This window comes from Kitasatospora sp. NPDC088861, assembly GCF_044750105.1.
Classification (GTDB): domain Bacteria; phylum Actinomycetota; class Actinomycetes; order Streptomycetales; family Streptomycetaceae; genus Kitasatospora.
This window is the reverse complement of record NZ_JBIVJF010000006.1, coordinates 314539-338338: the sequence shown is the minus strand read 5'-3', so window position 1 is coordinate 338338 and position 23800 is coordinate 314539. Positions and strand designations below refer to the sequence as shown.

Annotated in this window: 20 protein-coding genes and 3 pseudogenes; 9 read left to right on the top strand and 14 right to left on the bottom strand. The window is 71.7% G+C overall.

The annotated features are described in order from the left end of the window. Positions 1-204: 204 nt before the first annotated feature. Entirely contained in the window at positions 205-1338 is a 1134-nt protein-coding gene (locus ACIP37_RS14820; protein ID WP_400806546.1) for a DUF6528 family protein, read from the bottom strand. A gap of 237 nt (positions 1339-1575) precedes the next feature. Here ACIP37_RS14820 and ACIP37_RS14815 point away from each other — a divergent pair, with 237 nt between their 5' ends. Beyond that, on the top strand, positions 1576-2121 hold the full coding sequence (locus ACIP37_RS14815; RefSeq protein ID WP_400806549.1) for a hypothetical protein: 546 nt from the start codon (positions 1576-1578) through the stop codon (positions 2119-2121). A gap of 252 nt (positions 2122-2373) precedes the next feature. Here ACIP37_RS14815 and ACIP37_RS14810 read toward each other — a convergent pair whose 3' ends face one another. After that, entirely contained in the window at positions 2374-3660 is a 1287-nt protein-coding gene (locus ACIP37_RS14810) for a hypothetical protein (protein WP_400843947.1), read from the bottom strand. A 384-nt stretch (positions 3661-4044) separates the two neighbouring features. On the opposite strand from ACIP37_RS14810, the gene ACIP37_RS14805 reads away from it, so the two are divergent. After that, entirely contained in the window at positions 4045-5250 is a 1206-nt protein-coding gene (locus ACIP37_RS14805; protein ID WP_400806554.1) for a phospholipase, read from the top strand. Positions 5251-5565: 315 nt separating this feature from the next. Here the strand turns inward: ACIP37_RS14805 and ACIP37_RS14800 are convergent, their stop codons facing one another. Both ACIP37_RS14800 and ACIP37_RS14795 read right to left on the bottom strand, forming a co-directional pair. Continuing rightward, positions 5566-6570 carry an NAD-dependent epimerase/dehydratase family protein gene (locus ACIP37_RS14800; RefSeq protein ID WP_400806557.1) on the bottom strand — a complete coding sequence of 335 codons (1005 nt, stop codon included), beginning with the start codon at positions 6568-6570 and terminating at the stop codon, positions 5566-5568. A gap of 184 nt (positions 6571-6754) precedes the next feature. Beyond that, on the bottom strand, positions 6755-6916 hold the full coding sequence (locus tag ACIP37_RS14795) for a hypothetical protein (RefSeq protein WP_400806559.1): 162 nt from the start codon (positions 6914-6916) through the stop codon (positions 6755-6757). Positions 6917-7053: 137 nt separating this feature from the next. Between ACIP37_RS14795 and ACIP37_RS14790 the strand changes: the two genes are divergently transcribed. Then, positions 7054-8001, top strand: coding sequence for an amidohydrolase family protein (locus ACIP37_RS14790; protein ID WP_400806561.1), 948 nt, complete (start codon positions 7054-7056; stop codon positions 7999-8001). A gap of 303 nt (positions 8002-8304) precedes the next feature. Here the strand turns inward: ACIP37_RS14790 and ACIP37_RS14785 are convergent, their stop codons facing one another. After that, positions 8305-9006 carry a hypothetical protein gene (locus tag ACIP37_RS14785; RefSeq protein WP_363587116.1) on the bottom strand — a complete coding sequence of 234 codons (702 nt, stop codon included), beginning with the start codon at positions 9004-9006 and terminating at the stop codon, positions 8305-8307. A 124-nt stretch (positions 9007-9130) separates the two neighbouring features. On the opposite strand from ACIP37_RS14785, the gene ACIP37_RS14780 reads away from it, so the two are divergent. After that, positions 9131-9337 carry a hypothetical protein gene (locus ACIP37_RS14780; protein ID WP_400806564.1) on the top strand — a complete coding sequence of 69 codons (207 nt, stop codon included), beginning with the start codon at positions 9131-9133 and terminating at the stop codon, positions 9335-9337. Between the two features lie 128 nt (positions 9338-9465). On the opposite strand, the gene ACIP37_RS14775 is transcribed toward ACIP37_RS14780, so the two are convergent. The 3 genes from ACIP37_RS14775 to ACIP37_RS14765 form a co-directional block, all read right to left on the bottom strand. Then, positions 9466-10242 carry a LuxR C-terminal-related transcriptional regulator gene (locus ACIP37_RS14775; RefSeq protein WP_400806566.1) on the bottom strand — a complete coding sequence of 259 codons (777 nt, stop codon included), beginning with the start codon at positions 10240-10242 and terminating at the stop codon, positions 9466-9468. Between the two features lie 28 nt (positions 10243-10270). Continuing rightward, complete coding sequence (locus ACIP37_RS14770) at positions 10271-12028, bottom strand: amidohydrolase (protein WP_400806568.1); 1758 nt, start codon at positions 12026-12028, stop codon at positions 10271-10273. Positions 12029-12191: 163 nt separating this feature from the next. Beyond that, positions 12192-13403 carry a hypothetical protein gene (locus tag ACIP37_RS14765; protein ID WP_363587119.1) on the bottom strand — a complete coding sequence of 404 codons (1212 nt, stop codon included), beginning with the start codon at positions 13401-13403 and terminating at the stop codon, positions 12192-12194. Positions 13404-13716: 313 nt separating this feature from the next. Here ACIP37_RS14765 and ACIP37_RS14760 point away from each other — a divergent pair, with 313 nt between their 5' ends. Together ACIP37_RS14760 and ACIP37_RS14755 are read left to right on the top strand one after the other, a co-directional pair. Beyond that, on the top strand, positions 13717-14232 hold the full coding sequence (locus ACIP37_RS14760; protein WP_400806569.1) for an AAA family ATPase: 516 nt from the start codon (positions 13717-13719) through the stop codon (positions 14230-14232). A 257-nt stretch (positions 14233-14489) separates the two neighbouring features. Further along, positions 14490-15218 carry a hypothetical protein gene (locus ACIP37_RS14755; RefSeq protein WP_400806572.1) on the top strand — a complete coding sequence of 243 codons (729 nt, stop codon included), beginning with the start codon at positions 14490-14492 and terminating at the stop codon, positions 15216-15218. 146 nt (positions 15219-15364) lie between these two features. On the opposite strand, the gene ACIP37_RS14750 is transcribed toward ACIP37_RS14755, so the two are convergent. Together ACIP37_RS14750 and ACIP37_RS14745 are read right to left on the bottom strand one after the other, a co-directional pair. Next, entirely contained in the window at positions 15365-15865 is a 501-nt protein-coding gene (locus tag ACIP37_RS14750; RefSeq protein WP_400806574.1) for a hypothetical protein, read from the bottom strand. Positions 15866-16215: 350 nt separating this feature from the next. Then, on the bottom strand, positions 16216-16836 hold the full coding sequence (locus tag ACIP37_RS14745; protein WP_400806577.1) for a TetR/AcrR family transcriptional regulator: 621 nt from the start codon (positions 16834-16836) through the stop codon (positions 16216-16218). A 104-nt stretch (positions 16837-16940) separates the two neighbouring features. On the opposite strand from ACIP37_RS14745, the gene ACIP37_RS14740 reads away from it, so the two are divergent. Next, on the top strand, positions 16941-18668 hold the full coding sequence (locus ACIP37_RS14740; RefSeq protein ID WP_400843958.1) for an FAD-dependent monooxygenase: 1728 nt from the start codon (positions 16941-16943) through the stop codon (positions 18666-18668). Positions 18669-18687: 19 nt separating this feature from the next. Beyond that, entirely contained in the window at positions 18688-19176 is a 489-nt protein-coding gene (locus tag ACIP37_RS14735; protein WP_363632743.1) for a DUF5959 family protein, read from the top strand. Here ACIP37_RS14735 and ACIP37_RS14730 read toward each other — a convergent pair. Continuing rightward, positions 19177-19534, bottom strand: a pseudogene (locus ACIP37_RS14730) (transposase); the annotation flags it as partial. Positions 19535-19745: 211 nt separating this feature from the next. Between ACIP37_RS14730 and ACIP37_RS14725 the strand changes: the two are divergent. Continuing rightward, positions 19746-20438 (top strand): annotated as a pseudogene (locus ACIP37_RS14725) (hypothetical protein); the annotation flags it as partial. Positions 20439-20876: 438 nt separating this feature from the next. Here ACIP37_RS14725 and ACIP37_RS14720 read toward each other — a convergent pair. The 3 genes and pseudogenes from ACIP37_RS14720 to ACIP37_RS14710 form a co-directional block, all read right to left on the bottom strand. Beyond that, a pseudogene (locus tag ACIP37_RS14720) lies at positions 20877-21221 on the bottom strand (M14 family zinc carboxypeptidase); the annotation flags it as partial. A gap of 161 nt (positions 21222-21382) precedes the next feature. After that, positions 21383-22432 carry a transglycosylase family protein gene (locus ACIP37_RS14715; protein ID WP_400806582.1) on the bottom strand — a complete coding sequence of 350 codons (1050 nt, stop codon included), beginning with the start codon at positions 22430-22432 and terminating at the stop codon, positions 21383-21385. Between the two features lie 37 nt (positions 22433-22469). Then, on the bottom strand, positions 22470-23711 hold the full coding sequence (locus tag ACIP37_RS14710) for a VCBS repeat-containing protein (RefSeq protein ID WP_400806585.1): 1242 nt from the start codon (positions 23709-23711) through the stop codon (positions 22470-22472). Positions 23712-23800: the final 89 nt, after the last annotated feature.

Sequence of the window (23800 nt, the reverse complement as noted above, 5' to 3'; positions counted from 1 at the left end):
CGCGGCAAGCCGGGGCGGGGCCGCCGTGTACATCAGCTGAGGACCCGCGGAGCTGAGGACCCGCGCACCCGCGGCACGACCACGGCGACTGCCGCGGGTCGGACTGCCGCCAGGTCGGGCGCCCGCGTCGGCCGCCGCGCCGGCGAGGACGCCGCAGGCCCCGCCTCGGCGTCGAGCGTGGCCCGCGGCTGCCGGAGGACCGCGCTACCGGGGTCGGTTCGTCGGGCCCAGACCAGGAAGCGGCGTGGTCCACCAGCGGGCCTTGTACAGCTCGGTTCCGGTCAGGGCGAGCGTCCCGTCGGGGTGGTGGAAGGTGACGGCGGAGGTGCACCAGGAGCAGGGCCCCGCGTGATCGGGCGTGACGGTGAGCAGGCGACCGGTGACGGGCTCACTGCCCACGCTCTTGATCCCGCGGGCCGAGTCCTCCGCGCCCAGCCCGACGGCTTCGAAGCGGTCGAGGTGTGAGTCGTAGCGCCACAGGCGGTCGCCGGTGCTGAGCCAGAACGTCCCCGGCGCGGAGCGCACAGGTGCGAGGTCGTGTCCCCCGACTTCCGGAAGGGGGACACTGCGTTCGGGGGTGAGGGAGGGGATGTCGGGCGTGCCACCGACCCGGAGGGCCAGCAGGGTGTCGTCCCCGAGCACCCAGAGCAGCTCCGCGCCCTCGTCCCACTGCACGGCGTGGGCCCCGTCGAGTTCCTGCTCGGTATAGGTGGTGCTGCGAGGCCCCTCCGAGGCCGCGTACAGCCGCACCCATCCGCCGGTGCTGGCGACCACGGCGACGTTGCCGTCCGGTAGGAGCTCCGCGCTGTGGGGGTTGGCGGAGGTGCCGAGATCCGTGGCCCAGATCGGCGTGCCGGTCGCCGTGTCGACCAGGGCTGCCAGGCCACCCGAGGCGGTGACCAGGAGGGAGCCTTCACCGTCGAGCACCACGTCCCTGGCCTCGGTGGGCCTGGCCCAGCTGCGGGCCGGCTCCAGGTCGGCCAGCCGATCGTCGCCGTCAGCGGTCCACGACCACACCACCGGCAACCGGTCGGCCTCGGGTTCGGCCTCCCGCGCCGTCTCGCCGTCCAGGACGAGAACCTGCCGGGACGCCTGATCGACCGCGACGATCAGCGCACTGCCCCGAACGCCGGCCTGCCCGGACCCCGGGTCGGTCTGCCCGGGCCCCGGGTCGGCCGCAGCGAGCGGCGGACCACCCGGCACGGGTGCCCGCCCGGCCTCCTGATCAGCCGCGATGACCACCGCACTGCCGCGGGGCTCTCCGCCGCTGCCGTCCACGGCATGCGGGGCGGGGGTCGAACACGCCGTCAGCATCAGGCCGCCCAGGACGGATCCCACCCTGAGGCCCGCTCCGGCTCTTGCGCACACTGCCACGTCCCTTTCGCGAGATTATTTTCAGACTTTCCACTCTGCGTCCCGGCGCCCCGGCCCGGCGTCATCCTCGTCGCGGCGTCCGGGTGAACTCGCCCCAGCGGGCCCTTGACGTCATCCGTATAGACCGCGTGCGCGTCCGGTGGAAGCATTGGTGCCAACGGGTGACCTACAGTCACCTCGAAGTTCTCCCCAAGGAGAGTCATGCGGATCAGCACGCGCATGCGCGCCGCCTCGGCTGTGCTCACCGTCATCGCGGGCAGCCTCACGTTCGCCACGGTCGGAGCGGGAACCGCCAGCGCGGGCAGCCTCACGTTCGCCACGGTCGGAGCGGGAACCGCCAGCGCGGCCGACTGCGGCCAGGTGCTCGGACCTGCCCGCACCATCGTGGCCGGCGGCCAGTCGATCGGTCGGGCCTACCTCGCGTGGAACTCCTGCAGCAAGCAGGCCTACACCGAGATCAACCTGTGGAACACCAACTACGTCAACGGCAACTGGCACAGCGGACTGATCGACGTGAAGTCCAGCTCGAACTACAACTCGAACACGGGCTCGCCCCAGCCGAACGTCGGCTCGTGGTGGTGGGACTCCGGATACATTCCGGTGACCGGTGTTTCGAACACCCGCCTCTACCACGGCAACTGGAACTTCACCGCCGGCGGCCACAACTGCAACGGTCAGACCGTCACGTGGAACTTCTCCAACGGAAGCTACGACAGCAGCCAGGAGTCCCTGCCGCACTGCGACTGACGCTGACCGGCTCCCCCGGGCGGCCCCGTTCCCGCGGAACAGGGCCGCCCAGGCGGCGGACCGGTCGTCGGCGTCCGGGCGGGAGAGAGCGGCCCGCAGCTCCGGCTGGGCCTCCTCGGTGGGCGGGTACTGGCCAGCACCCGCATCCGCGCGCCGGCGCTGACACCGCGCGCCCGACGGGCCGCCCGCGGCTGGAGCCCGCCACCCGGGGAGGATGGCGGGCTCCTTCGCGTTCGGTCTCGCCGTACGTGCTCAGGCCCGGCGCAGCACCCGGCGCAGCCAGAGGGCGCCGGCCCCGGCGGCCGTCAGGGCGAGGCCGCCGAAGGCGAGGCCCGCGGTGTGGTCGGTCCCGGTGGAGGCGAGCTGGACGGATGACGGCGCGGCAGGCTGCGCGGCGTCGGCGACGCGGGCCTGCTGGATGGACGGCGCGGTGGAGGTGGTGGACGGGTCCGCCGGAGCCGAGGCGCTCGGGGCGCTCGGGGAGGACGCGGAGACCGGCACGGCGGCGCCGGCCGGGGCCGACGGCGCCGAGGAGGAGGACGGGCTCGGCTCGGGCGCCTTCGTGGCGGCGGGCAGCACCTGAATCGTCGAGCGGGTACCGCAGTTCGTGGTTCCCCGGAACGGCTGGCCCTCGTTGACGAACACGCACGGGCCGAGCGTGGTGGTGCCCGCCGGAGTCTTCGCGTCGTACGACACCCGCACCCGGGCGACGGCCTTGCCACCCGACCGGAGGCTGGAGTCACGGCCCTGGAGGTACACGCCGTAGGGGTCGTCGGGCGCGATTCCGGCCACCTTGTCCAGCGTCCGCCAGGCCCCGTCCGCCGTACGCACCTGCACGGTCGCGTACCGGTCCACGAACAGGACGTTGCCGAGGTTGGTGTAGTCGGACGGCGTGGGGTTGTCGAGGGTGGCGTCGAACTCGACCGGCGCGCCGCCCGCGACGACGGTCGCGGGCACGTGGTCGAGCGAGCTCGTGATCGAGGTGACCTTGATCGTGCGGGTCACCTCGGCCTGCGCCGCCTCGTGGGGGTCGACGACGACGGCGGAACGCAGGGCGATGGACCGGAAGCCACCGTTGGTGGCGCCGTTGTGGGGCAGGCCCATCGGCGCGCCGATCCGCAGGTCAACCCTGAGAGTCCCCCCGGCCGGGACGGTGAGCCCGGGCACCGTCCCGTCGTACACGACGCCTCCGGAGGTGCCGGTCATCACCAGCGGCACCGACTTCCACGTACCGTCGGCCGGGTCCCTGTAGTCGATGACGATCGCGTCCGGCGGCGTTCCGACCTCGGTGACGGTCTGCAGCTCCAGGTTGTAACCGGTGCTCTCCTGGCCCGAGTTGGTGATGTCCTCGGTGAACTCGACCGGCCCACCGGCGAATCCGACCGAGGCCGGGGCCTGGACGGAGAGCGAGGTGTGCGACGGCTCTCCCGCGAAGGCCACCGGGGCGGCGGCCACGACCGATCCGCAGACTGCGGCCACACCGAGGGCGGCGACGACGATGGCACGACGGGTACGACGAACATGAACGATGGCGGACACAGTTCTCCCCTGAAACCGTTCTGCGGGCAGGCCGCAGCAGCGCGCTGATGACTGATGACTGAATGACTGATGGCGAGCGGGCCGCAGCAGGTTTGTGTGCGGCCGGGGGGCGACCACGGCCCCGCTTCTCACTGTCATAGACGTGGAGCCCGGCCAAAGGTTGCAGGCGGTCGGAAAGAAATTCCTCCCCATCTCCGGACACCTGCCGACGACGAGCGATCTCGGCGCAGCCGGGCCGTCAGCCCCAGCGGGCGGATCCCGACAGGCCCCTGACACACCCTCAAGTTACTATCGGGTATTTTTAAGGGGCCTCACATCTCCACCCTCGCGCCGTTCCCCGACGGCGCGTTCCAGGACGCGATCGTCTCGGGCCTGAAGGCCTCGGTGGCGGCGGGCAACAAGCTGACCGTGCGGGTCCTGGTGGGGGCCGCCCCCCTTTACAACATCACCGCGCTGCCGACCAGTTACCGGGACGACCTGCTGGCCCGGCTCGGCCCGGCCGCCGCCGGCGTCACGCTGAACGTCGCCTCGATGACCACCTCGAGGACCGCCCTGTCCTGGAACCACTCCAAGCTGCTGGTGGTGGACGGCCGCAGCGTGATCACCGGCGGCATCAACAACTGGAAGGACGACTACATCGACACCACCCACCCGGTGTCCGACGTCGACCTCGCGTTGACCGGCCCCGCCGCCGCCTCGGCCGGCTCCTACCTCGACACCCTGTGGGGCTGGACCTGCAAGAACACCGGAGTGCTGTCGAGCGCCTGGTTCGCCTCCAGCAACGGCGCGCCCTGCCTGCCGAACCTGGAGAAGGACGCCAACCCCGGCCCCGTGCCGGCCACCGGCAACCTGCCGGTGATCGCGATCGGCGGTCTCGGCGTCGGCATCCGGAGCGCAGACCCGGCCTCCACCCACCAGCCGGACCTGCCGGCCGCCTCCGACGCCAAGTGCGGCCTGGTCGCCCTGCACGACAACACCAACGGCGACCGCGACTACGAGACGGTCAACCCCGAGGAGAGCGCGCTCCGGGCCCTGGTGGCCGGCGCCACCAGCCACATCGAGATCTCCCAGCAGGACCTGAACGGCACCTGCCCGCCGCTGCCGCGCTACGACCTGCGCCTCTACGACCTGCTCGCCGCCAAGCTCGCCGACGACGTGAAGGTGCGCATCGTGGTGAGCGACCCGGCCAACCGCGGCACAGTCGGCAGCGGCGGCTACTCGCAGATCAAATCCCTCTCCGAGATCAGCGACGCGCTCCAGGCCCGGCTGGCGGCCCGGACCGGCGACGCGTCCGGCGCGAGGGCCACCATGTGCCGGAACCTCCAGCTCGCCTCCTTCCGCGCGGCGCCGACCGCGACCTGGGCCGACGGTCACCCGTACGCACTGCACCACAAGGTCGTCGCGGTCGACGGCTCGGCGTTCTTCGTCGGCTCGAAGAACCTCTACCCCGCCTGGCTACAGGACTTCGGCTACCTGGTGGAGAGCCCGGACGCGGCCGCCCAGCTCGACGCGAACCTGCCGGCACCCGAGTGGCGCTACTCGCAGGCCGCCGCCACGGTCGACCACACCCGCGGCATCTGCCCGAGCTGAGCGCGTTCTCCGTCCGTCAGGATCTTCCGGGGCCGCCGACGTCTCAGCACCTCGGGGCGCCGGACGGTCCTGCCGACGTCGTAGCGGGGTGCCCGGTGTCCGTTCTCGGCACCGGGTGTCCATGAAGTCGCCCTCGATCAGGCAGTGCGCCGTGCTCGTCTCCTGCAGCACTGCCGACACCTCCCAGCCGACCGTCGTCTTTCCGACGCCCGCACCACCACCGATGAGCAACAGTTCGTAGGCCATGGCGGGCCATCATGGCAGGCCCGGGCCGCCGCCGCGATGGGAATTCGGCGGGCCCGCCAGGGTTCGCCGTCAGAGTTCGCCCGCCAGGATCCGGCGCTCCTTCTGCGGATCGATGCCGAGCACGTCGCCCTGTAGACCCTGGGTGTAGGGCTCCTCGCGCGGGCCGCGTTCCTGCAGCCAGGCCCAGGTGTCATGCACCGTCTCGGCGAGCGGGCGACAGCGCAGCCCGGCCGCCGCAGCTGCCCGGGAGTCCGCCCGCCAGATCGCGCCGGCGCTCCCGTTGTCATCGAACTCCGGGTACCAGAGTGGGAGTTCGCTCCACGGCCGGACGCCGGCCGCGCGCAGCCGCTGGTCCTCAACCCAGACCAGTTCGGCGTTCGAACCGCTGGCCGCCGCACAGGCCGTGAGCAGTTCGCCGTAGGTGCTCGACCCCGGCAGCGAGGTGGTCACGAACCGGCCGCCGACGCCGCGTTCCCCCAGGTCCAGCCCGAAGGCGGCGAAGTCCCTGGCATCGACCAGTTGGATCGGCAGGTCCGGCCTGCCGGGGGCCAGCACGCGCCCGCCGCGCGCCGTCCGCTCCAACCACCAGGGCAGCCGCCCGATGCTCTCGTGCGGGCCGATCAGCAGACCGCAGTTGAGGACGGTCGATCGATCGGTGCCGAACTGTTCGAGCACAGACCGCTCGCAGCCCGCCTTGAGCGCGGTGCTGAATGGCAGGCCGGGTGGCGAGTCGGCCGGGCAGTCGGGCCAGCGGGCGAAGGCGTGGACCGAGGAGACGAAGACATAGTGGCTCGCGTGCTCGCGCAGCAACCGGGCCGAGGTGGCGACGGCGTGCGGCTGCTGGCCGCTGGTGTCGATCACCGCCTCCCAGGCCCGGTCGGGGCCCGGCGCCCGCTCGACCAGCGCGGCCAGGTCACCGGCATTGTGGCGGTCACCGCGCACCGTCACGGTGCCCGGCAGGTCGGGTCCGGAACGGCCTCGGTTGAACACGGTGACCTCGTGGCCCCGGGCCAGGGCCTCCGTGACGAAGGCGCGGCCGAGGAACACCGACCCGCCGAGAACGAGGATTCGCATGTGACGATCATGCCCCGGAGGCCGTGCCGCAGAACCGTGCGGCATCCGGCGGGTTCTCCCGGTCCCGCTGAGTGGCCGAGGCCCGGGCCGGACCGGACCGGGCCGGGCCGTAGCCGTGGCAGCGGCGGTGACGCGTGCCGTGTCCGTGGGCGAGCTCGTCGCCGCACTGCGGGGGGGGCGGTGGTCAGCGGCAGGGGGGATCGCTTGGGAACGGTCCGGGGGCCGGGAGAGGAGAGCCCGGCACGGGCGAGGTGCAGGAGGCCAGTTCCCGAAGCAGCTCGGCGCGCAGTTCGAGGTCCGGGCCGGGGTCGGCGGCGAGTTCGCGGGTGGAGTCGATGGATTCCATGCATCCGGGCTCTCTCTCGCGCGGTATCCGGCATACGCCCGCGGACTCGTTGCGACCGATCCGGGCCGATCCGGATACTCGGTGCGCAAGCCGGCGCGGACCTGCGCGGCCGCCGCCGTCGAGGAAACGAGGAACGCATGCGACTGATCGCTGTCGAAGAGCACTTCCTGCCGTCCGAGCACGGAAAGGAGGTGATGGCCGGGTATGGCCTACCACCCGCTGCGGCGGGCCCGTTGGCGGATCTCGGCGCGGGTCGGATAGCGGTCATGGATGCGGCCGGCATCGATGTCCAGGTGCTGTCGGTGGTCGCTCCGGCCGCTCAGGAAGTACCTCGTCCGCGTGCGGTTGACCTGGCGCGGGCGCTGAACGACCGGGCGGCAGAGGCGATCCGGCAGTACCCGGGGCGATTCCGCGCGCTGGCGAGTCTACCCATGCCCGTCCCTGAAGCCGCCGCAGCCGAAGCCTTCCGTGCGGTGCGCGATCTGGGGTTCTGCGGAGTCATCATCAACGGCCATACCGGTGGCCGATTCCTCGACAGCGCCGAGTTCGAACCGGTCCTCGCGGCGGCGGAGGAGCTCGGGGTCCCCGTATACCTGCACCCGACATATCCGCCGGCTGCTGTCATCAAGGCATACGGAGCAGGTCTCGACCCGACTGTCGCTGCGTTGTTGGTGACAGCAGGGTGGGGCTGGCACGCCGAGACCGGGATGCACGTCCTGCGCATGGTGCTGGGCGGTGTGTTCGACCGGCACCCGCGTCTGCAGGTCATTGTCGGGCACATGGGGGAGAACCTGCCGTTCTCCCTGCTGCGTGCCGATGAGGTCCTCAGCCGTCTGCGGCCGGGGCACGAGTCCGTCGCCGACACGGTGCGCTCCCACGTCCACCTCACGATCAGCGGGTACACCACCGTCGCTCCCCTGCAATGTGCGCTGACGGTGTTCGGAGCCGACCGGCTGATGTTCTCCACGGACTATCCCTTCGGAGACCCCGTCCAACACGCCACGTTCCTGCAAACCGCTCCGCTCAGCCCCGAGGACCGCGACAAGATCGCACACACCAACGCTGAACGCCTTTTCAACATCTGAGACTTGATGTCGCCCTTCCAGGTGGCAGTGGCCGACGCGGCGCCAGCACGGGTTCTCCACCCATCCCCTTCGATCAAACACGAAGGCGCCTCATGCAAGTGACCCACCACCGAAACACCAGGGGCGGCACGCCACTCGTGAGCAGACCGCACAGACCGCAAAACAGCAGGCTGGCACGGCGCCGGGCACCAGAACGGCGTCCCGCCCGGGCGGTTCCCCGCAGGCCCGACGCCGCGCGCTCCGCTCAATGGAGAGTGCCTCCGATCCCCGGTACACCCGCTTCCTCCACACCGAGTCAACCGATCAGCTCGAACCGACGCCGAAGGTCCGCAGTTCGTAGTAGTCGCCGCTGTACGTGCCGTCGGGTCCCTTCTGGAGCATGAAGGCCACCGGGCCGGAGCGGTGGAGCGGGCTGTCGATGGGGGCCCGGCCGGCGGCGAAGGCGGTGTCCACTCTGGGCTTCATGGCGTCCAGCCAGGTCTTGGTGGACTCCGGTTCCGCTCCTGGGTGATCCAGGCCGGCGCAATCATGGAGGAAATCGGCTTGCTTCGCGGCGGTGGCCGTCACGTGGCAGGACCAGGTCGTCAAGTCGCCGTCGATGGTCCACGCCGCGGCGATCCACATCGCGGTGTTCCCGTCCTGCTTGACGCCCGAGGCGTGCCAGACCGTCGGCCGGCCGGGGAAGTCGACCTTCTCCCGGGCCTTCATGGTGATGCCCCAGGTGGTGGCCAGGTGGTTCAGATACGACTCGCCGGTGTACCCGGGCTCGATCACCTGGCTCCTGACCGTCGGAGCCTCGGCGGCGGCCACCGGCTCGGTGGGCCAGTCCGCCGGACTCCCCACGCTCGGGGCGGCGCTGGAGGGTGCTGCCGTGCCAGCCGGGGGCGGTAGGTCCGGGCCTTCGCCTGGGCCGAGCCGAGTGGCGGCTTCGACTCCGGGCCGGTGCGGCTCCTTGCCGTGCGAGGACGAACAACTGGCCAGGACGGCGAGGGTCGCTGCGGTCACGGCAAGGCGCGTCAGGGGGTGAGCGGCACTCAAGAACGGCTCTTTCGGGCTGAGGTGTCGCGCGGTCGACCAGGACGGCCCCGCTCGCCGACGCGAACGACGCCCTGGTCCCGCTTTGGGGGTCGTGATCCTAGCCGCCGCGATCGCCCTGCTGGCGGGTGCGACCGCGCTCCTCCTCAGCCGACGGCGGCGTCTGGAGGGCCGGCCGCAGGCCGAGCGGCTCTGGAACCAGGCCTGGTACTGCGCCCGGTGCGGCACCGCTCACTTCCCGCCCACCGCCGGGCAGGGCACCCAGGCACTCGTCCTCGCGGACTTCCGCAAGGCGGTCTGAACGGCCGGCGGCTACGGCGACCTCGCCGAGCAGTACCGGCCGTAGGCACACGTCCGCCCGGCCTGGCCCGGCTGGGGCGGGCGTGCGTCTGCGGGGCGGGTGAGGCGGTTCGTGCTGGTGGGGCCGTGTCAGCGGGAGGGGCCGATGCCCCAGGCGGCGGCCCGGGCGGCCGCGGCCGCGCGGTTGGGCAGGTCGAGCTTGGCGAGGATGTGCTCGATGTGGGTTCCCACGGTGCGGGGCGTGATGTGCAGGCGCTCGGCGATCTGCCGGTTGGTGCGGCCGGCGGTCAGTTCGGCCAGCACCTGGAGTTCGCGTGGCGAGAGCCCGCCGGGCCGGGGCGCGTTCGCGGCCGGGCCGGGCGCGGCGAACGCCTCGGGTGGCGGGCCCGCGTGGGCGGTGACGGCCGCCGCGAGGGCCTCGGTGAGGAGGGTGACCACGGCGCGCGCCGGATCGGGCGCGCGCCGCGGCCGGCGGGTGCTGACGTTCAGCATGCCGACGTACCGGCCGTCGGCGGCGAAGAGGCACTGGGCCACGCCGTCCTCGATACCGAGGGGGCACAGCACCTCCCGGAAGCCCGGGGATGCCGCCAGGAGCCGCCCGGGAACGTCCCCGAGCCACAGGGCGCCCCGGGCCGGCCTGCGGAGCACCGGGAACACCGGGTCGCGGTGCAGGCGGGTCTCGATGTAGGCCGTGGCGTCGTCCGGGTAGCTCCCGGCCAGGGTGGTGTGGCGCCGGCGCAGCGGATCCCACCTGGTCAGGGAGGCGTGGTCGTACTCCACCACCTCCGACAGCGCCGCCAGGACCGCGTCGACGCCGCCCGCACCGCTCGTGGCGCTCCTGGCGGCCTCGCGCACGCGCAGGGCCGCCTCCAGGATGTCCGCACCGCCGCGCCGTGTTGCCATCATCCAAGGATGATCATGTGCCCGGGTTGCGTCAATCGCGCAGGGTGTCGTGCACGACCTGCCCGTCCACGACGGTCAGGACGACGGGCATCGCCGGGATGTCGTGGGCATCGGCGGCGAGCAGGTCCCCGTCCAGCACGCAGAGGTCGGCGACCTTGCCCACCTCCAGGGAGCCCTTCCAGTCGTCGGCGAAGTCCTGCCAGGCCGCGTCGATGGTGTAGGTGCGGATCGCCTCGGCCAGACCGATGCGCTGCTCGGGACCGCTGACCCGGCCGTCGGCCTTCGACTCGCGCAGCACCATGGTCGCCACGCCCTGGCGCCAGTCCGGGAACGTGACCGGGGCGTCCGACCCGCTCGCGACCCGCACCCCGGCGTCGATGGCGTCCCGGTAGGGCCAGGCGTAGGCGGCCCGCTCGGCGCCGACGAAGTCCTCCTCCATGTCGGCGACGGTCCACTTGATGGTGGGGTTCATGTTGACGCCGAAGCCGTGCGCGGCCAGCACCTCCATGCCGTACGCGGTGAGGAAGTCGCCGTGGATGACGTAGTGGCGGGCGTCTGGCCGCGGGTGCTCGGCCATGGCCGCGGCGAAGGCGTCCGCGACGGTGTCGATGGCCCGGTCGCCGGTGACGTGGACGCCCACCTGGTGCCCGGCGGCGTGGGCGTGGCGGATGATGGCGGCGATCTCGGCGCTGCGCTCGGTGTCGCTCCGGCCGCCGACGCACAGCGAGCCGCAGCCGCCCCCGACGTACGGCTCGTGCATCCAGGCCGTCTTGTTGGGCACGACACCGTCGGCGAAGACCTTGACGCCGTGGATCGCGAGGCGGCGCGGATCGGCGCCGCCGGGGGCGGCGGGCTCGAAGGGTGCGCCGGGTACGCCGGACCCGCCGGGTTCGCCGAGGGCCGTGAGCGCGGCGAGGCCGCGGGTGAACTCCTCGGTGGTGCTGGCCATTCCGGTGGGCAGGAGCAGGACGCCGACGCGGGCGGTCAGTTCACCGTCGGCCAGCAGCCGGCGGTAGACGTCGAGGGTCTCCGTGCCGAGCGCGCCCCGCATGATGCCGTCGCCGCCGGGGCCGAGCCCGGGCTCGGTGTAGCTGGTCACGCCGAGCCGGGCGAGCGTGGCGAGGGCCGACCTGACCGCGCCGGTCCGTTCCTGTCGGCTGAGCGCCGGCAGCGCGTTCTGGACGAGGTCCTGGGCGCCCTCGTGGAGCAGCCCGGTGGGCTCCCCCGCCTCGTCCACGACGATGGCCCCGCCGGGCGGCGCGACGGTGTGCCGGTCGATCCCGATCAGCTCCAGCGCCTTGGAGTTGACCCAGGTGGCGTGCCCGGAGAAGGAGTACAGGACGACCGGGTGGTCCGGGCTCACGGCGTCGAGGTCGCGCCGCGAGGGCAGCCGCGACGGATCGGCGACGCACTCGTCGAGGTAGCCGGTGTCCCAGCCGTGCCCCGTGATCCACTGCCCGTCCGGGACCCGGCCGACGGCCTCCCGCACCGCCTCGGCCACGTCCGCGAGGGAGGACACGGCGGGGTGGCCGAGGTGGAGGGAGAGCGGCGGCGACGCCATGCCGAAGGCGCATCCGTGCAGATGCGAGTCGTTGATACCGGGAAGCAGCGTCGCCCCCCGCAGATCGACGACCCGGGTGCCCGGTCCGATGAACGGTGCGACGTCGTCGCGCCCGCCGACGGCACTGATGAGCCCGCCGGTCACCGCCAGGGCCGAGGCGACGGAGAACTCCGCGTCGACCGTGACCACCCGCCCGTCGAGAAACACCAGGTCCGCATACGTGTGCACAGAAAGGCCCCTTTCGAAGACCGGGCGCACCACGGCCGCCCGGAAACGCTCTCCCGAGGACTATGTCCGCGCACCCGTCCCTCGCACATCGGTCATCCCACCGATACACGCTCCTCCGGTAGCGGGGTGACACCCCACGGGTCAGGGCGGGGCCGTGCAGGGGCTACATGGTCCAGCGGATGGTCAACGGCTTGCCGTAGCCCGCGAGGCCTCGAAGGAGCAGCTCACCCAGGACGATTCCGCTGTCGGTGACGAAGAACGGCATGGAGTACGGGAAGTCCTTCGACCACTCGGGAAGCGCGATGACGGACCCGTCGGGGTTCCAGCGCTGCGCGTAGAGCTGGGCGCGGGCCGGCCACGGGTCACTGGTGTACCCGACGATGACGCCCTGGTCGTTGATACCGGTGGCGACGCTCGTGAGCGTGGTCGGCGCGAGCGGCAGAGGCGTGCCGTCGACGGCCCAGCGCGCTGCCTGTCCTCCCAGGCTGCCCACCACCGTGCCCGCGTTGTTCACGGCCTTCGCCTGGCTTCCCGCACCCAGGTCGGAGACGGCGCCGGCGGCGTTCCAGACGAGGGCGTGGTCCGCGCCCGGCTCACCGCCCGGCCGGCCGGCCCCGATCACGACGCCGGAGTCGGTGATGCGGGCCGCGCTGCTGGTCACGTAGCCCGCCGGCACGTCGAGCGCGGTGACGGTCCCGTCGGGGCTCCACGCCACCGCCCGCCGGGAGACGATACCGCCGGCCGGGTACGAGTAGCCGACCGCCGTACCCGAGCTGTTGACGGCGACGGCCTCGCTCTCGGTGTCACCCGGCAGCGGCGGCAGGACGACGGGGGCACCGCTCGGCGGCCACGCAACGGCGTGCTTCGCGGTCGCCGCGCCCCAGGAGGACCCCACCGCGGTGCCGTTGTCACCGATCGCGGCGGGGGCCGCCGTCGTGTCGCCGGGCAGCGGAAGCAGTTCGGTCGGTGTGGACGGGGAAGTCCATCGCACCGCGTGCTGCCGGCCCCCGACCTGCGCGGCGGAAGTCCCCACCACGGTACGGGCGTTGTTGATCCCGACCGGACTACCACCGGCGTCCCCCGGCAGCAGCGCGAGTGGTTCGGTCGACCAGTCCGCCCTCCAGAGCAACATGTACGTCCTGATGTTCTCGTTACGGGTGAGGTCCCCCACGATGACGAAGGAGACGCTGTCCCCGTTGCCGTTGGCGGCCTTGAGTTCACTGGAGTAGGTACCGGGCTCGATGGGCGGCGACCCGACCGAGATACCCCCGGGGTAAGGGTTGGCGGCCGCCGCCGGTGCCGAACCCACGGCCAGGGCCGCGGCCGTGGCGGCGGCGACGGCCGCCGCGACTGTGCGAGAGGTGCGCTTGCTCATGGGATGTGCAGCTCCTGTCTCTCGTTGACGTCACGGAGGCACCGTCGAGCCGATGGCACGCCGCTTCCCCGCCCCCGTGCCGCGCACCAGTCTCCGCCAGCCCGGCCGGGACGCGCAGCCCGATCGGTGATTTGCCCCCGACCGGTTCGTCACCGGATCAGCGCGAACTCGCCGACAGAACACGGATGTTGCGGCGCCGGAGGGCGGCTTGCGGCCGGACCCTGAGGAACGAGGGGCAGGTGTCCCGCTATGGTCGGCTGGGCACTCGGGATCCGGGGTACCGGTCATCGACGGAAGCGGGGCTGGAATCGTCATGGTCAGGTCTGTGGTGCGGTTGATCACCGGGGCACCGGGGGCGGGCAAGTCGACACTTCTGGGTCGGCTGCGGGAACGGCCGGTCACGGTGGTCGACTTCGACGAACTGCCCGACGACGACGGTCGGTTGCTCGGTATCGACATCACCTCCCCGGACGCGTCCGGCATCTGGCCCGACTACAACCGCCTGTGGGTGCGGATCGCGGGCATGCTCGCGCGGGGAGGCGGGCCCGTCCTGGTGTCCTGCCCCATCACCCCGGCCGAGTGGGAGGCCGCCGCGGCCGATGTGCCGGACGCCCCGGAGGTCGTCTGGGCGCGGCTGGACTGCGCGGACCACGACCGCCGCGTCCGTTTGGCCGCCCGCGGCTGGAGCGCGGAGCAGGTCGAGGAAGCCGTCCGGGACGCCGACGAACTGCGCGAACTCGTCCCCACGGCCTTCACCAGCTCCGACCGTGCCCCGGTGGAGGTCGCCGAGGACATCCTGCGGTGGATCACCGACTCCCCCAACGCCTGACCCGGCGACGATCGGAGCCGATTCCCTTCCCCCGGCCGGGTCGACCACGGCGACCGCTGCCGGCGGCTGCACGACCGGCGGCGGTGACCCCCGGCAGCCGGCCGTCGGCCGTCGGTTGTTGGGTGTTGGGTCTTGGGTGTTGGGTGTTGGGTCTTGGGTGTTGGGTGTTGGGTTGACGAGATCGTTCGTGCCCGGGAGCATGTGTCGCCGCGTGCGTGCGCGGGTGTGTGCAGACCGGATTCGTGGGGTGTGGGGTCATGAGGTTCGTGGTGTCCGAGCGGTGCGTGGGAAGGATCGGGCTGGCCGTCGGCGCGGTGCTGGTGTTGGCGGCCTGCGCGGTAGGCGGGGGCGATGGAGCGTCGGCCGGTTGGCCGGGGGCCGGCAAGCAGGCGTACGGCCCGGCCCCCACCGAGGCGGTCGACTCCCTCAGTTCCGTCGGCTCCGTCGGCTCCGTCGGCTCCGTCATGGCCGTCAGGGCCGCGTTCGGCAGGGCTGCCGGGACCATGGACCTCGCCGGGCCCGCCGCTGCGTCCGGCCCGGTGGCCGAGGTCCGGCAGGCCGGTGCACCCGCGACCACCCTCTCGATCACGGAGGGCGAGGTCGGCGAGGTGGGTCCGCACGGGACGATCACCTACCCGTCGGTGACCAGCTGCCTGGTCGTCACCGTCTACCTGCGGGACGGCGGCAAGGTCGGCGGCCATGCCAGCCTGTTCCAGGTCCCGGGGAAGTACTACTCGGACGAGGTCCTGCCGGCCATCAAGCGTGCCGTCGGTGGCCGACGGGTGGCGGCCGTCGACGTCAGCGGGGCCGTCGGGGCCTGGAACCCCTCCTACCTTCAGAAGGCCATCGAGCGGTACACCGACGGGTCGGTCCCCGAGCCGACGGGCGACGCGAAGGGGATCGGTGACGTGGTGGCCAAGATCCTGGGCCGACAGGGCAAGGAGGTCACCGTCCGGGACGTGCCGGACGGCGACATCACCAGGTGAGCACCGCGTCGACGGCCCGGCCCCGTACGCGAGGGGAATGACCACGGCCCGCGCGCCATAGCCTCCGAGGAGAACGAGCCGACGGGGCACCGACCACCGGGGCGCGGGCCCGGCCTTCGGCGGGACGGGGCACCCGCCGGTCCCACTCAGAGCGCCAGTTCGACGAGGCCTGCGAGCAAGCCGACGACGATGCCCAGGACCGCCACGGCCGTAAGCCCGATGAGGAGGCCGACCACCAGGGTCATGGCCTCCGGGGCCTCACCACGCCGGACTCCGACCAGCAGCCAGCCGGCCGGCACCGCGCCCAGTACGAGAATCATGCCCGCGCCGATGCCGTACTTCACGGCGGGCGCCGACGACGGCTCGTAGGCCACGCCCCGCACCAGCCGCACCGGGAGCCGGGTGCCGGCCCGGTGCTTGCCGGTCGTGCCGTTCACCACGATCGGGCGGGCCTCGCCCGCGGAGGCGCCGGCCGGCGTGAACCGCCCCTGGCAGTCGGTGCCGTCGCTGTTGCCCTCGCTGTCGGACACCTCGTAGCACCGGTCCACCAGCACCACGCCGTCTGGCGGGCCCAGCCCCATGGCCGCGCCCATCCGCTCCGCGCTCAGCCACCAGGCCAGCCACACCGCCCCGGTCAGGAGCGCCACCGCCAGCATCCCCGCCGCCACACGCACCGCCGCACGCGCTGCCACACCCCACACGCCGCCTCCCCGCGCACGCACCACGACCGCCGCCCACCGTTGTTGCTGCTGCGCCCACCGCCCCGCTACAAAGCCGTACGAGCCGCACGAGCCGCGCCCGCGGTGCGGGGCCTGCCCGACCGCCGGGACCGGTACGGCCAACTGAGGATGTCAGCAAGGCAGTTGGCACGCAATGCCCCACCCGGGCCCGGCGGCACCCGATGCCGATGAACGACGCGGTGCCGGACGGGCGCGCCCGTGCGCACGTGGAGGCGGTGTCGGCGCGGCGGAGGCCGCGGCCCAGTCCGCTCTTCTCCTCAGCTCGGCGCGGGCGCCGCACCGTCGAGGACGAGGTCGATGATCCGCCGGCTTGCCCGTTCCGGGTCCAGCTGGTCGGTGCTGCCCGATGCCATGCGGGCGAGGAGGGGGGACACGAGGAGTTCGGAGACCAGGTCGAGGTCGATGTCGGGGCGGATCTCTCCTCGTTCCACGCCGCGTCGCAGGACATGGTTCATGGCATTCCGGCGGGGAGTGACGATCTCTTCGAAGTAACGGCTGTGCAGCCGCGGGAAGGTTGCCGCCTCGGCGTTGAGAGCGCGCAGCATGCTGCTGGCCCGTTCGTCGACGACGCGCTCGGCCAGGGCCTGGAGAAGGACCGCGAGGTCGGCGCGGGTGTCGGCGCGGGTGTCGGCGCCGGCCGGCAAGGGCCGCGGTTCGTTGATCGTCTCCAGCACGTCGAGGTAGAGCTCGTCCTTGGTCTTCCAGCGCCGGTAGACGCTGTTGCGCGAGACCCCGGCCTGCTTGGCGATGGTCACCAGCGACAGGCCGGTGAGGGTGGCGCCCGAGGCGACCATGCCGAGGACCGCATCGATGATGGCCGTGTCGGTGGCGGGGTCACGCTGCCGGCCCCCGCGGCGGCTGGGGAGTTCCGTGGTCACGCCGGTAACGATACAGGCCTGTTGCGTTAGGGGGCCGCCAGCAGGCAATAATGGAACAGAGCTGTTCTGTTTCCTTTGGAGGGTCCATGCCGGTGCCAGGTCCCATCGCTCCCGCCACCAGGGCCGACAGCAGGACCGCTTCGTCCGCTGCCGCCCCGACGCCACCGCCCGCACGCGTCCCCGTCCTGATCGTGGGCGGCAGCATCGTCGGGGCTTCGGCCGCCCTGTTCCTCGCGGCCCGGGGCATCACCCCCGTCCTGGTCGAGAAGCACTCCGCGGTCTCGACCAGGCTGCGCGCCAAGCTGTTCTATCCGCGAACGATGGAGGCCTACCGCTCGGTCGGGGCCGACCAGGACGTCTACGCCGTCCAGCACCGACTCCCACCGGCCGAACACGCCGCGGTGGTCGCCTCGCTCAACGGCCCGGAGCTGCGGCGCTGGCGGCTACCGGCCGCAGCGGACTTCAGCCGCCTCTCGCCCTGCCCCAGCGCCTTCGTCAAACAGGCCGACCTGGAGGAGGTCGTCCGCGCCCACGCCCTTGCGGCCGGCGCCGACCTGCGCCTCGGCCACCGCCTTCTCGAACTGCGCCGCCACGACGACCACACCGTGGCCCGGATCCGCGGCGCCGACGGCGCCACCTACACCGTGGCCGCCGACTACCTGCTGGCCGCGGACGGCAACGGCAGCGCCGTCCGCGAGCACCTGGGCATCGGCCGCAGCGGCACCGAGGTGGTCGCGGACGTCATGGAGATCGGCTTCGAAGCCGACCTGCGCCAGGTGCTCGACGGCCGCCGGCTCGCCCTCGCCTTCACCGGCCCACCCGAGCACGCGTTCCTGAGTTGGAACACGGCGCAGGACCGCGGGACGGTGTCGGTGACCTACGACCCCGACACCACGGATCCAGCCGCGTTCGACGTCCAGCGCTGCCGCGGCATCGTCTCGCGCGCGCTCGGCCTGGCGCCATCGCACTTCACGCTCACCGGACACCGGCCCTGGCAGATGGGCGGCTGGCTGGCCGACTCCTACCGCGCCGGCCGCGTCTTCCTGCTCGGCGACGCGGCCCACGTCACCCCGCCGACCGGCGGATTCGGGGCCAACACCGGCATCCAGGACGCCTGGAACCTCACCACCAAACTCGTCTCGGTCCTGCGCGGCCACGCCGACCCGCGGCTGCTGGACGACTACGAAACCGAGCGCCGCGCAGTGGGCCGGATCACCGTGGACCAGGCACTCCTGCGCGCCCGCGACCGCGCCCGGGCCCCGATCGAGGACCGCCCGCTGCTCAGCGAGGCGGCAGTGGCCATCGGCTACCGCTACCCCATCCCCGGCGACGACCCGGCCGCCGCCCTCCCGGCGGCCGACGAGCCGGAACGCTGGCACGGCGAGCCCGGCACCCGGCTGCCGCACCTACCGCTCCCCGACACGGACCGGCCCCGCTCCACGCTCGACCTGGTCCGCGCCGGCCGCTACCTGGTTCTCGCCGGACCCGAAGGACACCCCTGGATCCGGGCCGCACGCGAGCTGGATCCGCACAACGCCTTCCTCGACACGGCACTCCTGCCCCGCCGGATCGCCCCAGCAACGGAACGGCCCGCCGACACCTGCGGCATCGGCGACCACGGCGCCCTGCTGGTCCGTCCCGACCACGTGATCACCTGGCGCACCGCCCACGCCGCCCCGAACCCCCTCACAGTCCTCGCCGCCGCCACGCGACGGGCGTTGGGTGGCTTTGTTCACAAAAGAACCGGTTCTGGTCCAGCTCCCTGGAATTGGCCAGAGCCGGTTCTCATGAACAAAGCCACGCTGGGAGCCGACCTCCCCTCAGCACGCTGAGAAATCCCAACAAAATGGGGTGGAAGATGCCTTCCGGCCGAGCGAGGATCTCTTACTACTCGCCGACGAAAGGGCAGCAATGGGCGACAGGTCGCCGAGGGAGCTCATCTACCTCGCCGATGACGAGGGGAACAGCGTCACAGTCAACGTCCTGGGGCGTAACCTCAGGTGGACCACCGGGCTCGACGCCGAGATCGTCGTCAAGACGCCCTTCGTGTCCGGCCGCATCGACCTGGCGTTGTCCGTTTCGAAGATGGAGAGTTGGGCCGACGCGCTGGACCGGCTCGACGCCGGCGAGGACGTTGCGTGGATGGAGATGAGCAGAGGGCCGTCCATCTTCATCCAGCTCACCGGCGAGCGTGACTGTCCGGAAGTGGTCGTAGAGGACGAGTCCAGGTCCATGGTCACTGTGCGGATCCCGCTCGTCCCGCCGGACGACTGGATCGCCGACCATCGCCAGCGTCTGCGCCAGGTGATGGATCACTGGGTTCCGATGCTGTCGAGGTAGGGAGACAAGCCGCCGCCGGCAGATGAGTGCGCATCCGAGAGTGAGGAAGGCTTCGTGGATTTCGTCGCGGATCTCTTCAGCGGATCCGCAGACGGCGGAACCAGTGCAGATGGGCGAACCCGCGCTCCACGAACCGGCGTTGAGTGCCAGGACCAGAGCCGTGGGAGGTACCGCGTCGGGCGATCACCGGCTTCACTCCGAGAGCCCGGACAAGGCGGCGGTACTTGTCGTGTTCGTAGCCGCGGTCGCCGAGCACGATCTCCGGGCGACGTCTGGGGCGTCCGCGCCTGCCGCGTACCGGCGGCACGGCTTCGAGTAGCGGGATGAGCTGGGTGACGTCGTTGTGATTGCCACCGGTCCGGATGCCGTTCGCGCCCCGGATGCCGAACCCGACGCTCGACCTTGGACAGCAGTGGCTCGACCACTGCCCACAACTCGTCATCGACGTCTCACGGCTTCGGTCGAGCCATCCCGCACCCCCGGATCCACGCTCCCGGAGTGATCCAACCACCTCGGAGATCATTTCGTGAGGGATTCTGAGGCGGCTTCGACCGGCGGCCGCAACCACGGTGCCGAGGCAGCGGAGTGCTCTACCGGTCGCGCCGAGGGCCGGGCGTCGTCGGGCGGCTGAGTGCCACGGCTGCCTGGACGGTGTTCGCCTGGTGCTCGGCCTGGCGGGCGACGGGCAGCCAGGTCGGCTGGAAGCGCCGCTGGTACTGGGCGCACCAGTCCTGGAGGAGGTGGTCGAGTCGGGCGGTGGCCGGTGTGGTGGGTGCCTTGGCCGCCTCGGCGGCGCGGCGGAGCAGCGCCGCCGCGCGGACCGGGATCCGGTGGGCCCACAGTTCGATGCCGGCGAGTTTCGCCTCCGTCATGGGCGTCGGGTGGAGGAGGCGCTGTCCGGCGGCCCGCGGGTCCCATGCGTGGGCCAGTTGTCGCGCTGCCGTCAGCGGCGTGCGCGCAGCCCGGAGCAGGGCGGTGTCGTCCAGGTGGGGCAGAGCTTCGTCCATCAGGTCGGTGAGCAGGCGCCCTCGCTCCCGGACCTGGCCGGCGCAGGCGGTCAGGCGCGCGTAGGGGTCGTCGGCCGGGCGGGTGTCCCCGAGGTGGGCGCCGGCCCAGGCCGGCGTCTCGACGATGACCGTCTCGCCGCCGTAGCGCTGGGGGGCGAACCAGGTGGTGGCGCGGACGCCTCCTGTCTCCTGCTGGGGCTGGGCGGTGTGAGGTTGGCCGGGGCGAGGTTGGCCGGGGCGAGGTTGGCCGGGGCGAGGTTGGCCGGGGCGAGGTTGGCCGGGGCGAGGTTGGCCGGGGCGAGGTGGCGCCAGCATTCCGGTGCTGCTTTCCTGCTGGTCGATGTGGTGCGGCGCCATCATGAAGACGCCCGGGCCCGCTTCGCGCAGCCAGAAGGCGTCGTAGGGGCCGGTCTCGACCGGGATCCCCAGTCCGGCGGCGGAGTTCGCGAACGGCTCGGCGAGGCCGGCCGGATCGCAGGTCGACTGGAGGAAGGTCCCGCCGACGTCGGCGCTGTGGAGGGAGAACTGGAGGGACGGCCGGAGGTCGTCGATCAGGTCGAGGAGGATCCGGCTCTCGGGAAGTCTCCCGCCGATCGCCGGCGCCCACTCGGGCTGCTCCTCGGCGGCGGGGCGGAAGTAGTGCTCGAAGTACTCGGGCAGGCTTCGGGTGCCGGCGCCGGCCTCTGCGAGGCGTGCTCCGTCGGGGTCGAGGCAGAGCAGGAAGTTCCAGGTCACCGCCTGGTGCAGAGACGGCTGCGCGAGGACGCGGTGGGCCAGTTCCACGATGCCGGCGCGGCCGGAGAACTCGTCGGCGTGCGCACCCGTCACGATCAGCACGTTGGCGGTGGCAGCGGCGTGGCCGATCGTCAGGAGCACCAGCGGCCGGCCGGCGCGGGAGGTTCCGACGGGGCGCGCGCGGCAGAGCTCCGGGTGTCTGGCGGCCAGCAGGTGTGCTGTGTCGGCGAGTTCTTCCAGCGTGGGGTACCGGTCATGAAGCAGGACCGCCCTGCCGGCGCTGGTCGACGTATCGGTCAACATCGGTGCCCTCCCTTGTCTGACCGTCCAGTCTCGCGCCAAAAGCGGCGGCCTGCACCTCGTGGTGCAGGCCGCCGCCCGGTGTGCGCGGCGTTGTCAGGCCGCGGTCCTCAAGTCCCGCCGTCGGCCCCGGTTCGCGTCCAGGTGAGCCGGTCGGTGAGCGGTTACCAGCTTCCCTTGAGGGGGATCCAGCCCGGGTTGCCGAACGTCGTGGTCACGGCGGCGGTGCTGTTGTCGTTGGTGAGGTAGAACGTCGCGGTGGCCGGGTCGTAGCCGCCGACGCTGTCCTTGCCGGAGCCGTTCCAGTCTCCGACGAGGGGCTTCCAGCCGGGGTTGCCGAACTTGGTGGTCACGGCGGTGGTGCTGTTGTCGTTGCTGAGGTAGAAGGTCTGGGTGTTCGGGTCGTAGGCGCCGATGCTGGTGACGCCGTCGCCGTTCCAGTCGCCGACCAGCGGGGTCCACCCCGGGTTGCCGAACTTCGCCGAGCCCGCGACGGTGCTGTTGTCGTTGCTCTCGTAGAAGGTGGCGGTGGCCGGGTCGTACGCGCCGATGCTGTCCTTGCCGTCCTTGTTCCAGTCGCCGACCAACGGGATCCAGCCGGGGTTGCCGAACTTCGCGGTCACGGCGGTGGTGCTGTTGTCGTTGCTGAGGTAGAACGTGGCGGTGCTGGGGTCGTACGCGCCGACACTGGCGACGCCGTCGCCGTTCCAGTCGCCGACCAGCGGGATCCAGCCCGCGTTACCGAACTTCACCGAGCCCGCAACCGTGCTGTTGTCGTTGCTCTCGTAGAAGGTCTGGGTCGCCGGGTCGTACGCGCCGATCCGGTCCGAGTACGGCTTGGCGTGGTCGGTGCTCAGGCCCGCGTTGCAGTTGGGCCAGGCACCCGGGCCCTGGCCGGCGAGGATCTTCTCCGCTACGAGGATCTGCTGCTTCTTGGAGGCGAGGTCGGGCCGGGAGGCGTAGGCCACGCCGCCGTAGGCCTTCCAGGTGGGCAGTGTGATCTGCAGGCCGCCGTAGTTGCCGTTGTTGGTGTTGATGCTCCAGTTTCCGGTGCTCTCGCACTGGGCGACCTTGTCCCAGGTGGCCACCGAGGCGGCTTGGGCCGGTGCCTGGGAGGCGACGGACAGGACGGCCGCCCCCAGGGCGACAGCGGCGAGCGAGCGGGTGCGACGGGTGTGACCGGTCTGACGGGCGGTCGACTTGTTCTCGGGCATGCTCGACTGACTTCCTCTCGTGTCGGTTGGGGGCGGACTACCAGCGGCCGGCGATCGGGACGTCGCCGGGGCTGCCGTAGACGAAGCTGGTGGCGGTGGTGCTGTTGTCGTTGCTGAGGTAGAAGGTCTGGGTGTTCGGGTCGTAGGCACCGATGCTGGTGACGCCGTCGTTGTTCCAGTCGCCGACCAGCGGGGTCCAGCCCGCGTTACCGAACTTCACCGAGCCCGCGACGGTGCTGTTGTCGTTGCTCTCGTAGAAGGTCTGGGTCGCCGGGTCGTAGGCACCGATGCTGTCCTTGCCGTCCTTGTTCCAGTCGCCGACCAGCGGGATCCAACCCGGGTTGCCGAACTTCGCGGTCACTGCGGCGGTGCTGTTGTCATTGCTGAGGTAGAACGTGGCAGTGGCGGGGTCGTACGCGCCGACGCTGTCCTTGCCGGAGCCGTTCCAGTCACCGACCAGCGGGATCCAGCCGGGGTTGCCGAACTTCGCGGTCACTGCGGCGGTGCTGTTGTCGTTGCTGAGGTAGAACGTCGCGGTGGCCGGGTCGTACGCACCGACGCTGGCGACGCCGTCGTTGTTCCAGTCGCCCACCAGCGGGGTCCAGCCCACGTTGCCGAACTTCGCCGAGCCCAGCGTGGAGCCCGCGTTGTCGCCTTCGTAGAAGGTCTGCGTGGACGAGTGGTACACGCCGGCCTTCGTGGCCCGGGTCTGGACGTCGTCGACGATGTTCTTGTAGCGCAGGGCCTTGTACTCGCTGTTGGGGTGCGAGTCGAGGGTGCCGTTGATGGACGCGCCGGTGACGTGCTTCACCGGGGTGGAACCGAAGGAGTAGTACGAGAAGGTGGTGTGCGCGGCGTCGTCCCACTTCTCGAAGAGGAGGACGTGGTTGTAGTAGCTGTTGAGGACGTCGCCGGCCTTGAGCTCGCTGCGCGGGATCTCGTAGGTGTAGGAGTCCGCGATGCCTTGGGTGTTGGGGCTCGCGCCCAGGTGCCAGGCCATGGAGACGTAACCCGAGCAGTCCGTACGGTAGTTGCGGCCGCTGGAGTCCGGGTAGGAGCCGCCCTGGTTGTAGGGGATCGACTTGCCCAGCCAGTACTGCGCCCGCTGGATGACCTCACTGCGGGTGACCTTGCCGTCGATCGAGGACGAGGCGGAGACAGCGGCGGTGGCCGCGTGAGCCGCGGTGGTGGTGACGGCCGTCGCGGCTATCGCACCGGAAGCGGCGAGGGAGGCGGCGAGGGCGACGTGGGCGAGCCTGGACAGCGTGGACGAAGGCATGGCGGAACTCCTCTTGCTGGTTGCGGGTTGCAGGGTCGAGACGGCATCGGATGCCGGACAGCGTCGTACGGGCGCAGCGGTACTGCGGG

What these genes read in the sequence shown, in the direction of transcription:
- ACIP37_RS14710 (WP_400806585.1), bottom strand. Translation starts at nt 23,711, where the DNA reads ATGCCTTCGTCCACGCTGTCCAGGCTCGCCCACGTCGCCCTCGCCGCC.
- ACIP37_RS14795 (WP_400806559.1), bottom strand. Translation starts at nt 6,916, where the DNA reads ATGGAATCCATCGACTCCACCCGCGAACTCGCCGCCGACCCCGGCCCG.
- ACIP37_RS14760 (WP_400806569.1), top strand. Translation starts at nt 13,717, where the DNA reads ATGGTCAGGTCTGTGGTGCGGTTGATCACCGGGGCACCGGGGGCGGGC.
- ACIP37_RS14815 (WP_400806549.1), top strand. Translation starts at nt 1,576, where the DNA reads ATGCGGATCAGCACGCGCATGCGCGCCGCCTCGGCTGTGCTCACCGTC.
- ACIP37_RS14755 (WP_400806572.1), top strand. Translation starts at nt 14,490, where the DNA reads ATGAGGTTCGTGGTGTCCGAGCGGTGCGTGGGAAGGATCGGGCTGGCC.
- ACIP37_RS14715 (WP_400806582.1), bottom strand. Translation starts at nt 22,432, where the DNA reads ATGCCCGAGAACAAGTCGACCGCCCGTCAGACCGGTCACACCCGTCGC.
- ACIP37_RS14790 (WP_400806561.1), top strand. Translation starts at nt 7,054, where the DNA reads ATGCGACTGATCGCTGTCGAAGAGCACTTCCTGCCGTCCGAGCACGGA.
- ACIP37_RS14775 (WP_400806566.1), bottom strand. Translation starts at nt 10,242, where the DNA reads ATGATGGCAACACGGCGCGGCGGTGCGGACATCCTGGAGGCGGCCCTG.
- ACIP37_RS14800 (WP_400806557.1), bottom strand. Translation starts at nt 6,570, where the DNA reads ATGCGAATCCTCGTTCTCGGCGGGTCGGTGTTCCTCGGCCGCGCCTTC.
- ACIP37_RS14765 (WP_363587119.1), bottom strand. Translation starts at nt 13,403, where the DNA reads ATGAGCAAGCGCACCTCTCGCACAGTCGCGGCGGCCGTCGCCGCCGCC.